At 33.2% G+C, this 12,381-nt stretch carries 13 protein-coding genes; 7 read left to right on the top strand and 6 right to left on the bottom strand.

What is annotated here, in order from left to right; genetic code table 11:
- Positions 1–146: 146 nt before the first annotated feature.
- Genes RH81_RS12685 through RH81_RS12675 form a run of 3 tightly spaced genes read left to right on the top strand, consistent with a single transcriptional unit; the run spans position 147 to position 3,682 of the window.
- The gene (locus RH81_RS12685; RefSeq protein WP_033960886.1) at positions 147–2,528 is read left to right on the top strand and encodes a TonB-dependent receptor; all 2,382 of its coding nucleotides are present in this window, start codon (positions 147–149) and stop codon (positions 2,526–2,528) included.
- Positions 2,529–2,532: 4 nt separating this feature from the next.
- Positions 2,533–3,378, top strand: coding sequence for a DUF4249 domain-containing protein (locus tag RH81_RS12680; RefSeq protein ID WP_033960882.1), 846 nt, complete (start codon positions 2,533–2,535; stop codon positions 3,376–3,378).
- Positions 3,379–3,412: 34 nt separating this feature from the next.
- Entirely contained in the window at positions 3,413–3,682 is a 270-nt protein-coding gene (locus tag RH81_RS12675) for a hypothetical protein (protein WP_033960880.1), read from the top strand.
- A gap of 99 nt (positions 3,683–3,781) precedes the next feature.
- Here the strand turns inward: RH81_RS12675 and RH81_RS12670 are convergent, their stop codons facing one another.
- The 3 genes from RH81_RS12670 to RH81_RS12660 form a co-directional block, all read right to left on the bottom strand.
- Positions 3,782–4,264 carry a YybH family protein gene (locus tag RH81_RS12670; RefSeq protein ID WP_033960878.1) on the bottom strand — a complete coding sequence of 161 codons (483 nt, stop codon included), beginning with the start codon at positions 4,262–4,264 and terminating at the stop codon, positions 3,782–3,784.
- A 161-nt stretch (positions 4,265–4,425) separates the two neighbouring features.
- Positions 4,426–5,679 (bottom strand): pyridoxal phosphate-dependent decarboxylase family protein, encoded by a 1,254-nt coding sequence (locus RH81_RS12665; protein ID WP_033960876.1) that lies wholly within the window; start codon positions 5,677–5,679, stop codon positions 4,426–4,428.
- Positions 5,680–5,807: 128 nt separating this feature from the next.
- The gene (locus RH81_RS12660) at positions 5,808–7,475 is read right to left on the bottom strand and encodes a formate--tetrahydrofolate ligase (RefSeq protein ID WP_033960874.1); all 1,668 of its coding nucleotides are present in this window, start codon (positions 7,473–7,475) and stop codon (positions 5,808–5,810) included.
- Positions 7,476–7,710: 235 nt separating this feature from the next.
- On the opposite strand from RH81_RS12660, the gene RH81_RS17335 reads away from it, so the two are divergent.
- The 3 genes from RH81_RS17335 to era all read left to right on the top strand — a co-directional run bounded on the left by RH81_RS17335 (position 7,711) and on the right by era (position 9,077).
- The gene (locus RH81_RS17335; RefSeq protein ID WP_033960872.1) at positions 7,711–7,893 is read left to right on the top strand and encodes a T9SS type A sorting domain-containing protein; all 183 of its coding nucleotides are present in this window, start codon (positions 7,711–7,713) and stop codon (positions 7,891–7,893) included.
- A gap of 8 nt (positions 7,894–7,901) precedes the next feature.
- Entirely contained in the window at positions 7,902–8,066 is a 165-nt protein-coding gene (locus RH81_RS17150; RefSeq protein ID WP_173424373.1) for a hypothetical protein, read from the top strand.
- A gap of 126 nt (positions 8,067–8,192) precedes the next feature.
- The gene (gene era / locus RH81_RS12650) at positions 8,193–9,077 is read left to right on the top strand and encodes a GTPase Era (RefSeq protein WP_033960871.1); all 885 of its coding nucleotides are present in this window, start codon (positions 8,193–8,195) and stop codon (positions 9,075–9,077) included.
- 1 nt (position 9,078) lies between these two features.
- Here the strand turns inward: era and RH81_RS12645 are convergent, their stop codons facing one another.
- Positions 9,079–9,621 carry a GTP-binding protein gene (locus RH81_RS12645; protein ID WP_338152380.1) on the bottom strand — a complete coding sequence of 181 codons (543 nt, stop codon included), beginning with the start codon at positions 9,619–9,621 and terminating at the stop codon, positions 9,079–9,081.
- A 127-nt stretch (positions 9,622–9,748) separates the two neighbouring features.
- On the opposite strand from RH81_RS12645, the gene der reads away from it, so the two are divergent.
- Entirely contained in the window at positions 9,749–11,056 is a 1,308-nt protein-coding gene (gene der / locus RH81_RS12640) for a ribosome biogenesis GTPase Der (RefSeq protein WP_033960868.1), read from the top strand.
- A gap of 60 nt (positions 11,057–11,116) precedes the next feature.
- On the opposite strand, the gene RH81_RS12635 is transcribed toward der, so the two are convergent.
- Together RH81_RS12635 and RH81_RS12630 are read right to left on the bottom strand one after the other, a co-directional pair.
- On the bottom strand, positions 11,117–11,941 hold the full coding sequence (locus tag RH81_RS12635; protein ID WP_033960867.1) for a TPM domain-containing protein: 825 nt from the start codon (positions 11,939–11,941) through the stop codon (positions 11,117–11,119).
- Positions 11,942–12,379 carry a TPM domain-containing protein gene (locus tag RH81_RS12630; RefSeq protein WP_033960866.1) on the bottom strand — a complete coding sequence of 146 codons (438 nt, stop codon included), beginning with the start codon at positions 12,377–12,379 and terminating at the stop codon, positions 11,942–11,944. It abuts the gene before it with no gap.
- Between the last annotated feature and the right edge of the window lie 2 nt (positions 12,380–12,381).

Genomic DNA, 12,381 nt, shown 5'->3' with positions numbered 1-12,381 from the left:
TTATAGTATGGATTTTCCATTAGGAAGAGGCTGGTTTACTGGGTCTAACAAAACTGAAAAAAATTTCAACAACAAACAGATAATCAATTACTTAAGATAAATTAAAAAAGAAAACAATAATCAATTAAAAACGAACAATCAAAACAATGAACAATCAAAAAACGAATCAGTTATTAGTGTTATTTATACTATTTACTGTCTCATTATTCGCTCAAGAAAATTATACGATAAGCGGTATAGTAAAAGAAGCAGAAAATGGAGAGACCACCTTTGGAGCCTCAGTGTTTTTAAAAGGGACAACAATTGGAGCCGTTAGTAACGAATATGGATTTTATTCTATTACAGCACCTAAAGGGAATTACACCCTTGTAGTATCTTACATTGGTTTTGCAGATGTAACCCAGGAGATTTCACTTGACCAGAATTTTAAAATCGATTTTGAAATTAAAGAAGACACTACACAGTTAGATGAAATTGTTATCTCTTCTGAAGAGCCAGAACGTGTGAGTCTCAGAAGTCCACAAATGAGTGTTACTAAAGTTAAAGTAGCTACAATTAAAAAAATGCCTGTCGTGCTTGGAGAAGTAGATATAGTGAAAGCTATACAGATATTACCTGGAGTTACGAATACTGGTGAAGCTTCAGGCGGTTTTAATGTTCGTGGAGGTGCAGTAGATCAAAATCTTGTGCTTTTAGATGAGGCAATTATTTATAATACATCACACCTATTAGGCTTTTTCTCAGTGTTTAATGCCGATGCTATTAAAGATGTTAAACTCTACAAAGGTGCCATTCCAGCTCGCTTTGGAGGACGTGTTTCTTCGGTATTAGATGTGCGTCAAAAAGATGGTAATGCTAACAAGTTTATGCTTACTGGTGGCATTGGTGCAATTTCTAGTCGTTTAGCTGCTGAAGGCCCATTATTTAAAGATAAAGGTTCATTTTTAATTGCTGGTCGAGGATCTTATGCCCATTTATTTATGAAAGCCGCAGATGAAGAAAATAGTGCAAATTTCTATGACTTAAACTTAAAGACTCACTATAAAATTAATGACAATAACAAACTGTATTTATCAGGTTATTTTGGTAGAGATAATTTTAATTTTGAAGGAGGTTTTAAAAGTGGTTATGGAAACCTTTCAGGAAATTTACGATGGAATCACATCTTTAACGATAAGTTGTTTTCAAATGCATCGTTGATTTATAGTAAGTATGATTACGATTTAGATTTAGATGCTTTCGAGTTTGATTGGGTATCGTCAATTAAAAATTATAATATAAAATATGATTTAAAGTATTATGCTAGTGATAAGGTTAAATTAGACTTTGGAGTAAATGCTATTTATTATGATTTTGATCCAGGTGCAATAAAACCTACTTCAGAGTCATCTCCTATAAACGCTTTGCAGTTAGATAAGAAGAAGGCTTTTGAAAGTGGACTTTATATTAATGCTGAGCATAAGTTGACAGATAGATTAACGGCCCAATATGGTTTACGATATAGTAGTTTTTCAAGACTAGGAGGTCAGTCTTTGATGAATTACGAAAACAACCAACCTGTTGTTTACAATAAAAACTTAGGAATCTACCAGTCAGGAACAGCCGTCGGAGAAACAGATTACAGCAAAGGAGATGAGATAGAAACATTTAGTAATCTCGAACCTAGATTAGGTTTGTCTTATCAATTAAATGAATCATCATCAGTAAAAGCTGGATATTCGAGAACTGCGCAATACATTCATTTATTATCTAATACTTCAGCGGTTACACCATTAGATGTTTGGACACCTAGCGGAAAGTTTATTAAACCACAATTGTCTGATCAATTTGCTTTAGGATACTTCAGAAACTTTAAAGATAAAGCCTATTCGTTTGAAGCTGAAGTGTATTATAAAACTGTAGATAATAGAATCGATTATATAGATGGATCTGATTTGATTGGGAACAATACAATAGAAACTGAAATCTTAAATGGAGAATCTAGAGGTTATGGTTTAGAGTTATTACTTAGAAAATCTAAAGGCAGATTCACAGGTCTTTTCGGGTATACAATTTCAAAATCTGAACAACGTACTTTAGGAGGAAATGCAGGAGGCCCTGGAATTAATAATGGTAATTGGTACAATACAGCTCAAGATAGAACCCATGACTTTTCACTTACAGGAAGTTATAAATTAAATGAGAAATGGACCTTTGGATCAAATTTAGTATTTCAAACAGGAAGACCTGTAACATATCCTAATGGTCAATACGAGTATGAAGGTGTTTCTATTGCAAACTATTCCGATAGAAATTCTAACCGATTGTCTTCGTATCACAGATTAGACTTATCTGCAACTTATGTTCCAAATAGAAAACCAAATAACAGATGGAAAGGTGAATGGGTGTTTGGAATCTACAATGTTTATAATCAAAAAAATGCAGCTTCTGTTTCATTTGGTCAGAACAGAGAAACTGGAGCTAACGAAGCAACTAGAACTTCTATTTTTGGTATCGTACCATCAGTATCTTATAACTTTAAATTTTAATAAAATGACAACCATTTCAAGAATAATAATAGTAGTAATACTAGCGAGTATTATATTTACATCATGTACAGATGTTATAGATGTAGATGTCCCAGAAGCCGAATCTAGATTAGTGATTGAAGCTTCAATAGATTGGGAAAAAGGAACATCAGGAAGTGATCAAACAATAAAGCTGAGTAAATCAACGCCATATTTTGAACAGCAGTCTGTTCCTGCAACTGGAGCATCAGTTAAAGTTACTAATGCTAACGATGGCACGTTTTTCATATTTGATGACCAAAATAATGGAGCGTACACAACTAATAGTTTTATTCCGGAATTAAATCAGTCTTATACTTTAGAAATCATTTACATTGGTGAAACTTATACGGCAACTGAGACATTAACTCCAGTAGTTGATATTGAAGATATTTACCAATCAATGGATAAAGGAATAAGTGATGTTTTGGAAATAAATGTAGACTTTCAAGATCCTGCAAATGAAGAGAATTTTTACTTCTTTAAGATTCAGGAGCAGGCAGATGCTTTACCAACACTTTTTGACATTAAAGATGAATTTGTAGATGGCAATCTAATTAACATCTTTAACGAAAGAGATGAAGATGAAGACATCAACCAAGAAGAATATCAACCAGGCGATAGCGTAGATATTGAATTTCATGGTATATCAGAACAATATTTTGAATACATAAGTCTGCTTATAATACAATTTGAAGCCACAGACAATCCATTCGGAACTATACCTGTCCCTTTAAAAGGTAATTGTATTAACGAATCAAATCGAAACAAGGATGCTTTTGGCTATTTCAGATTAACAGAAGTAGTTAAGTCAACCTACATATTTCAGTAATTTAAGTGGTTAGTTGGTTAGCCAACCCTTTTAAATGAAGACCAAAATGATTGATGATTACTTAGGTTGGAATTTCAAGGGTTGGATTTTCCCTTTACACTCAAAAAATATAGCAATGAATAATTCGATACAGAATAACAACACTAAACTTATTAGCGTGATAGAATTTCAGCATTTAAAATTTGAAAATCAAAATGATGAGCATGTCGTCACTTTAGTAGATGCCGAAGGCTTTAAAATTATAAGAGGTTATGGCAACTCTATGGCAGAAGCGATTAATGATTTGCACCATAATTTGATTTAATTGGTCTGCCTTAGAATTGGTTAAATAGAAAAGCTAGAATTTACAATTAGAAATTCTAGCCTAAAGTTCTACGTTGTAGAAGTATGAATGTAATACTGTCTATTCTTTTTTTAATGGAGAATGATGTTCGTGAACCATCTTCCATCCATCTTTTGTTTTAACGAAAAGCAATGTAATTTGATCGTTTACGACAACAAGGTCTTCTCCGAACATCAAATGGAAATCAGAATGAAAAGTGAGGTTAGCAACATCGCCATAAACAGCAATTTTTAAGTCTTTTGCATCGAATTTTATAACTTCAGTTACAGAACCAAATACATTTCGTTCGTGTTCTTCATTAGCTACATCACCATTACGTGGCTCACCATTTTTGAATTCTGTAAATTTTGGTCCGTAAGCATGAAATGCAATGAGTTTATCTAGATCGCCATCCTTTATACTTTGAGCAATCGCTCCAAAAGTTTCCATGACTTCTTTTTCTGCTTCAGGAAATTCATCATTAATAAGATCTACTTGCGCATTACAAGTAAATGCAAAAAATACTAAAAAAATAATACTGGCTAATGTTAATTTTGATTTCATAATATAAAGTTTAAATAGTCAATTGATTGTTTTTGAATATAGTACAATATAGTGAATATTAGAAAACATGACATGTACTATTTCTTCAAAACCTAGCATTATTTGTGAAATATCAAAAACAATGCGAACTATTAACCGTAAAAATTATATTAATTTCATAGTTAATTAGTCATGTTATCTGAAGGCGTACTACTTTTAATGTCTTCAATTAGTAAAACAAGTTTTTCGATTGTCACATGGTCCATAATTACAATTTTGAACCAATTTGGAGCTGCATGGTTATCAGGAACTAAACCAAATTTAGATGTTGTTTCTTGGTTTAGATATTTACTTCTTATGGTAATAATATTTGACATTGGATGTCTAAAGTATTCAATATTCAATAGATTAAGTTGATTACACATCCACTCCGTTCTTTTCTGTAAAATAAACACTTTCTCTTGCCATCCAAAAGGTCCATTCTTCACTAATATCATCCAAACTGCAATTGCATTGGCTCCAGATCTACTGCCAATAAGCGTATAATCTTCTCCTTCTACATAACTGGCTTGTTGGGTGTTTACATTTTGCATGTATCCTTTACGAATCAAGAAAACACCTGTTCCATATGGAGCTTGAGCCATTTTGTGAGCATCAAGAGTGAATGACGAAATATGTTGATTTTTAAATGTTAGTTGGCTATCTTCTTTTATAAACGGATAATAAAATCCTCCGTATGCGCCATCAACATGTAGTTTGAATTCACAAGATAAATCTGTGAGTTGGTTTGTGTAAGCTTCAACTTTATCTACAGAACCAAACATGGTGGTCATCATGTTGCAGATAACAATGAAGTACTTTTTATTCTGATTTTGACATTCTTGAATAACCTCTCTTATGGTTTCTTCTTTTATTTCACGAGTATCATTATCAACAGGGACTTTATAAATATCTAAAACTAATAAGTTTGCCGCTTTATCCATAGAATAATGGCTGTCTTCACTACAAATAATACAGATATCTTCTCTATTTGCTGCATGTTCATTGATAAAGTAATTTCGGTAAATCCAAATCGCTTGAATATTGGCTTCTGTTCCTCCAGAAGCGATGTATCCATCTTGTTTTCCAGATTCCCCATTCAAAATATCAACAGCACAGATTTCAATTAGATTCTTTTCGATGTCTTGTGTGCCTTGAAAGAAAGATTCTGATTTTCCTAAAGTATGGCAACCAATATGATTAGGGTTTTGAATAAGACTTGAAATAAAAGGAGCCTGTTTTACAAAGGCATCATCTTGATTAAAAACTTTATCATCTAAATAGGATGCAGGAATCCCTAGAATATTTTGGTTGTCATAATTGACATTTTCTTCTAGAGCCTTAAAAACAATTGACTTAATATCTTCTTGTGATTTTTTCTTCCAATGGGTATCCATTTAATTTGCTTTTATTGTATTTAACGTGTTGGTTTATAGTTTGTTTCTCCAGTTCACTTCTCTTATGTGTTGCATTGAACACGAAGTTAGCGAAAATGGACGGACTAATTATTTAGGTGTAATTTATTTTAAAACAATCCTGTAATTTCGCCACTATCAGTAATGTCAATGCCTTCGGAAGCTGGATGAGCTGGTAATCCTGGCATTCGCATAATATCGCCTGTAATTGGAATTAGAAAACCAGCACCTGAGGCAATCTCAATTTCTCTTACAGTAATAATAAAGTCTTTTGGACGTCCTAATAATTTAGGATTATCAGATAAAGATTTTTGTGTTTTTGCTACACAAATTGGTAAAGTGTCTAAACCTAATTCTTTTATCTGTTTTAATTGTCGTTTTGCATTAGAATTGTAATCTACATGTTCAGCACCATAGATTTTTTGAGCGATGGTTTCAATTTTCGTTTCGATATCCATTTCCCATTTATATAAGGGCTTAAACTTTGTTTTACAAGCTTCAGAAACCTCAATAACATGCTTTGCTAATTCAATGGCACCAAGTCCACCTTTAGCCCAAACATTAGCAACAGCAACCCTTACATTTTTAATTTTTGCAAGGTCTTTAATGAGTTGTATCTCTTCTTTACTATCAGTCTTAAATTTATTGATTGCAATAATTGGAGTGACATTAAACTGTTCAATATTCTCAAGATGTTTTTCAAGATTAGGAAGCCCTTGTCTTAAAGCTTCCACATTCGGAATATCTAATGATTTAAGATCAACACCACCATGATACTTTAACGCTCTAATAGTGGTTGTGAGTACTACCGCTTTTGGTGATATTTTTGCACTCTGACATTTGATGTCGAAGAATTTTTCTGCTCCAAGATCAAACCCAAAACCAGCTTCAGTAACCGTATAGTCAGAAAAGCTCATTCCCATAAGCGTCCCAATTACAGAGTTAGTTCCTTGTGCAATATTCGCAAATGGTCCACCATGAATAATGGCAGGATTCCCTTCTATAGTTTGAACTAAATTTGGCTTAATAGCGTGTTTTAAAAGGGTTGCCATAGCACCTGCAACTTTTAGATCTTTAGCATAAATAGGTTTTTTCTTAAATGTATAGCCTATAAAGATATTTCCAAGACGTTTTTTTAAATCGCTTAAATCTGTAGTAATACATAAAATGGCCATAATCTCCGAGGCAGCAGTAATATCGAAACCGGTTTCTCTAGGGATTCCTGATGAGGTTCCGCCTAAACCAACAATGATTCGCCTTAAAGCTCTATCATTCATGTCAATTACACGTTTCCAAGTAATTGTTCTAGGATCAAGTCCTAAGGAGTTTGTCTTACTTTGAATATTATTGTCAATAACGGCAGCTAACAAATTATGTGCTTTTTCAATGGCTGAAAAATCACCAGTAAAATGTAAATTAATATCTTCTAAAGGGAGCACTTGAGAATATCCACCACCTGTGGCGCCACCTTTTATTCCAAATACAGGACCTAAAGAGGGTTCTCTTAGCACAACAGTTGTTTTCTTATCGAGTTGATTTAAAGCTTCAGAAAGACCTATTGAAATTGTTGTTTTCCCTTCTCCAGCTGGTGTAGGAGAAATAGCAGATACCAGTATTAAATTACTTTGTTTTACTTTTTTTCGATTGATACAGGATAGTGGTAGTTTCGCTTTATCATTGCCATACATTTCAATTTGATCAGGATCAATACCGAATTTTTTTGCGATTTCAGATATGGGTTTTATGTCTATGCGTTTTGCTATTTGTAAATCAGTCATCTTTGAATTCGTTATTTGCCATCAAAATTATTGTAATTTATATTCTAAAAGGCTGATTTTTATCATGTCTCAAAATATTTTTGTCACACTCAAAAGGAATCTAAGTTTATATTGTTTTTAATCCAATTTATACCTAAATTTAACTGTTTCAGGGAGCATTTTGATGTGTAAAAGAGGGCTCGATATCATTAATTTTTTTGTTTTAAATAGTTCTAAATAATTAATAGTTAGCGGAATGTTAAAAGAAAATACTATATTTGATAAATACAATATTCGAGGAAGAAAGATTTATTCAAGTCAGCTTGATTCATGTGTTGTTGAAAATCGAATAATTGTATCTTCACTTAGTGAAGGTGTTTATGTTGTAATTGTTAAAAATAGTACGCAACAAAAAACACAAAAAGTAATAATCAAATAGCTAAAACAATGAAAAAACAACCATCTCAAGATCAAATCAGCCGAAAGGATGCAATGAAAAAAATGGGGAAGTATGCAGCTTTAACGGCTATGGGTACTTTTATTATTTTAAATCCTAAAAAGGCTCAAGCCTCTTCACCACCAGATCCAGGAGGAGGAGGAGGATTAGGCTAACATATAATTAATCATCTTAATAAAACCTATGAAGTAAATTCATAGGTTTTTTTTGTAATGGAATCATTCATGTTATTTATTGTATGATAAAGGTTGTAACTTTGTAGCCAGTTTTAAAAGCATACTATGAGTCATAAAGCAGGTTTTGTAAATATTATTGGTAATCCTAATGTTGGGAAGTCTACATTGATGAATGCATTTATTGGTGAGAAATTATCAATAATTACTTCTAAGGCACAAACCACAAGACATCGTATTTTAGGAATTGTTAATGGTGAAGATTTTCAAGTCATCCTTAGCGATACGCCTGGTATTATTAAGCCAGCTTATGAGTTGCAAGCCTCAATGATGGATTTTGTAAAGTCGGCTTTTGATGATGCAGATGTTTTAGTGTACATGGTTGAAATTGGTGAAAAGGAATTAAAAGATGAAGCGTTTTTTAATAAAATCACCAATTCAAAAATTCCAGTTTTATTACTGCTCAATAAAATAGATAACTCTAATCAAGAACAATTAGAAGAACAAGCCGAATTATGGCAAAGTAAAGTTCCAAATGCCGAATTCTTTCCTATTTCGGCCTTACAAGGTTTTAATGTTCAGAATGTATTTGACAGAATTTTAGAATTATTACCAGAATCACCAGCGTTCTATCCAAAAGATCAATTAACAGATAAGCCAGAACGGTTTTTTGTAAATGAGGCGATACGCGAGAAAATACTAATGCACTACAAAAAGGAAATTCCGTATGCTGTTGAGGTTGATACTGAAGAGTTTTTTGAAGAGGAAAATATTATCAGAATGCGTTCAGTAATTATGGTTGAACGTGAAACTCAAAAAGGAATTATCATAGGTCATAAAGGTTCTGCTTTAAAACGTGTAGGCGTTGAAGCTAGAAAAGATTTAGAGAAATTTTTTGGAAAACAGGTGCATTTAGAACTGTATGTAAAAGTCAATAAAAACTGGAGAAGTGATCAACGACAGTTAAGACGTTTTGGTTACAATCAGAAGTAAGTTAGAGTTCTGCATGAACACCTATACTTCTTAAGGTATCTCGCATAAAGTGATGTAATTGGTGCATTTCCTTCATACCAGTCTTTTTTCCTAAGCTTCCACCAAAATATAGGGCAAACCAAATTACAATTGTAAATAAGGTGAAAAATAATTGGAAGGCGTAGCTATGGCCTAAAGACCAATTAACATAAGCCCAAATTCCAAAAGCAACAAATAATCCAGCAATCAAAAAGTGAAAAAACATAAACATGGTCCAAACGGTTGGATTGGGGCCAAACAAACCATAGACTGTACTGCCTTCTTCGTCGTATTCTTTATTTATTTCTAGGTGTAGTTGAGGAGACCAAAAATGTTGTTTTTCTTTTGGGATTTTTATAAACACATGGTCATCAACGCGCGATACAATAAAATCTGATTGGGTACCTTTTTTGTCTTCAAATAGTTTTAGCAGAATATCGTTATCTTCCTTTACATGAAACTTAAAGCGAGGTCTTAAAACAATATCGTTAGTGTCAGCCATTTTTGGTGTGAAATAGGGACTCAAATTACTATTTTTTATTCAAAAAACGAGCGCATTTCATGTTTAACGCAAAATTAATGCTGCATCACTACTTATTTAGTATCTTTGCAGCCGCTTACAGGATATGTAATGCATATAAAAACAATGAATTATGGGTAGTATAGTTGCAATAGTAGGAAGACCAAATGTAGGGAAGTCTACGTTATTTAATCGCTTAATCCAACGTCGAGAAGCAATTGTTGATGCCGTTAGTGGTGTGACACGTGATAGACATTACGGGAAAAGTGATTGGAATGGAAAAGAGTTTTCATTAATCGATACTGGTGGATACGTAAAGGGAAGTGATGATGCTTTTGAAGCCGAAATTGATAAACAGGTTGAATTAGCTATAGATGAAGCAGATGCTATTATTTTTATGGTAGATGTTGAAACTGGTGTGACTGGAATGGATGAAGATGTGGCACGATTACTTCGCAAAGTCGATAAGCCAGTATTTTTAGCTGTAAATAAGGTTGATAATGGAAAACGATCTGAAGATGCTGTAGAGTTTTATTCACTTGGTTTAGGAGAATATCATACCATTGCCAGTATAAATGGAAGTGGTACAGGAGACCTTTTAGATGATTTAGTTAAAGCATTACCAGAACAATTAGAAGAGGAAGAGAAAGATGAATTGCCACGCTTTGCAGTTGTTGGTCGTCCTAATGCAGGTAAATCTTCTTTTATTAATGCACTTATTGGTGAAGAAAGATATATCGTTACTGATATTGCTGGTACAACTAGAGATTCAATAGATACTAAATATAATCGTTTTGGTTTTGAATTTAACTTAGTTGATACTGCAGGTATCAGAAGAAAAGCTAAAGTTAAAGAAGATCTAGAGTTTTATTCTGTAATGCGAAGCGTTAGAGCGATTGAACATTGTGATGTATGTCTTGTAGTATTAGATGCAACGAGAGGTTTTGATAGTCAAGTACAAAATATTTTCTGGTTAGCACAACGTAACAGAAAAGGGGTTGTGATTTTAGTTAATAAATGGGATTTGGTCGAAAAAGATACCATGACCACTCGTGACTTTGAAAGAAAAATCCAAGAAGAAATAGCGCCATTTACAGATGTGCCTATTGTTTTTATATCAGTACTTACTAAACAGCGAATTTTCAAAGCAATTGAAACTGCTGTAGAAGTTTATACCAACCGAACTAAAAAAATTAAGACAAGTAAGCTAAATGAGGTTTTATTACCAATAATAGAAAATTATCCGCCTCCAGCTTATAAAGGTAAATTTGTAAAGATTAAGTATGTTATGCAATTGCCAACTCCGCAGCCGCAATTTGCGTTTTTCTGTAATTTACCGCAATATGTAAGAGATCCTTATAAACGTTATTTAGAAAATCAATTGAGAGATCATTTTGATTTTAAAGGTGTACCGATTAGCATTTATATGCGTAAGAAGTAATATCGATTATCAATATATTATAAAGCACTATTTCTAATTGGAATGGTGCTTTTTTTGTTTCTACCAACTTCCACTGGCACCACCACCACCAAAACCGCCTCCACCGAAGCCTCCACTGAATCCACCACCAGAGCTGCCACCGAAACCACCTCCAAAGCCACCCCTAGAACTAGAGCTTCCGCCATAACTGCCTCGTCCCATATTGCTTAAAATGATAGCATCAAGAATGCTGGTTCCATTAGTTCGTCCGCCTTTTCCATTACTTCCGCCACCACGTTTGTTTTTAGAGATTGCAATAAGGAAAATAATAAAAATGATGAATAATAAAAAGAAGATAATAATAACAGGAAATTCATTAGACTCATTTTGAACAGTATCTACAAACTCTCCATTTAAAATTTTAAACATTGCATCAGTTCCTTGGTCTAAACCAGCATAATAGTCTCCTTTTTTAAATGCAGGAATCATTATTCTGTTAATGATACGTTCAGCATCAATATCACTTATTCTATATTCAATACCATAGCCAGTATTAATATCTACATCACGATCATCCTTTGCTAGTAAAATAAATATACCATTGTCTTCGTCTGCCTGTCCAATTCCCCATTTGTGTCCCCATTCTGCACCTACTAAAGTAATGTCGTCTCCATTTAGAGTGCTTACAATAGCAACTACTATTTGTGTTGATGTAGAATCGGAATAACGTATTAATTTTTGTTCTAAATTAACTCTGTTTGAAGGAGAGAGTAAATCGATCTCGTCATAAACACTAGTCTGATTTTCTGGAACTGGAGGCACATCAAATTGTGCATTTGCAGTTATTTGAAAGCTACTTAAGAAGCTAACAAGAAATATTAATATGATGTGCTTTGACTTTAGCATTTATCCTTTAGATATGTCGTTTGGTAATTCGTTTTGATCTCCGTGAATCCAAGGGAAATGTTTTTCTAATTGTTCACCTGCCTTTAGAACACCTTCGATAAGACCTTTTTTGAAGTTGCTATCTTTAAAATGAGATTGCATAACTTCTTTAGTACTATCCCAAAAACCTATTGGCACCACATCATTGATGCCTTTGTCACCATAAATCACAAAGGTTTTGTCTTCAATAGCTACATAAATTAAGACACCATTTTGTAGTTTGGTATTGTCCATTTTAAGGTAGTGAAATACTTCCATTGCACGTTCATAACCATCAAGCTGTGATGATTTTTCAATGTGAATTCTAATTTCACCTGAAGTCGCTTTTTCTGCAATTCGTATGGCTTCAATTATTTCCTTTTCTTCTGCTGATGAAAGGAAATTTTCTATATTAGACATGA

The sequence above is a fragment of the Psychroserpens jangbogonensis genome, assembly GCF_000797465.1.
GTDB lineage: Bacteria > Bacteroidota > Bacteroidia > Flavobacteriales > Flavobacteriaceae > Psychroserpens > Psychroserpens jangbogonensis.
Note: the sequence above shows the minus strand (reverse complement) of the source record. Positions and strands in the feature narration are given on the sequence as shown.

Excerpts from the sequence above, each read along its gene's own strand:
- RH81_RS12665 (WP_033960876.1), bottom strand. The coding sequence starts at position 5,679 with ATGGATACCCATTGGAAGAAAAAATCACAAGAAGATATTAAGTCAATT.
- RH81_RS17150 (WP_173424373.1), top strand. The coding sequence starts at position 7,902 with ATGAAAAAACAACCATCTCAAGATCAAATCAGCCGAAAGGATGCAATG.
- RH81_RS17335 (WP_033960872.1), top strand. The coding sequence starts at position 7,711 with ATGTTAAAAGAAAATACTATATTTGATAAATACAATATTCGAGGAAGA.
- RH81_RS12675 (WP_033960880.1), top strand. The coding sequence starts at position 3,413 with ATGAAGACCAAAATGATTGATGATTACTTAGGTTGGAATTTCAAGGGT.
- RH81_RS12660 (WP_033960874.1), bottom strand. The coding sequence starts at position 7,475 with ATGACTGATTTACAAATAGCAAAACGCATAGACATAAAACCCATATCT.
- der (WP_033960868.1), top strand. The coding sequence starts at position 9,749 with ATGGGTAGTATAGTTGCAATAGTAGGAAGACCAAATGTAGGGAAGTCT.
- RH81_RS12635 (WP_033960867.1), bottom strand. The coding sequence starts at position 11,941 with ATGCTAAAGTCAAAGCACATCATATTAATATTTCTTGTTAGCTTCTTA.
- RH81_RS12670 (WP_033960878.1), bottom strand. The coding sequence starts at position 4,264 with ATGAAATCAAAATTAACATTAGCCAGTATTATTTTTTTAGTATTTTTT.
- RH81_RS12685 (WP_033960886.1), top strand. The coding sequence starts at position 147 with ATGAACAATCAAAAAACGAATCAGTTATTAGTGTTATTTATACTATTT.
- RH81_RS12630 (WP_033960866.1), bottom strand. The coding sequence starts at position 12,379 with ATGTCTAATATAGAAAATTTCCTTTCATCAGCAGAAGAAAAGGAAATA.
- era (WP_033960871.1), top strand. The coding sequence starts at position 8,193 with ATGAGTCATAAAGCAGGTTTTGTAAATATTATTGGTAATCCTAATGTT.
- RH81_RS12680 (WP_033960882.1), top strand. The coding sequence starts at position 2,533 with ATGACAACCATTTCAAGAATAATAATAGTAGTAATACTAGCGAGTATT.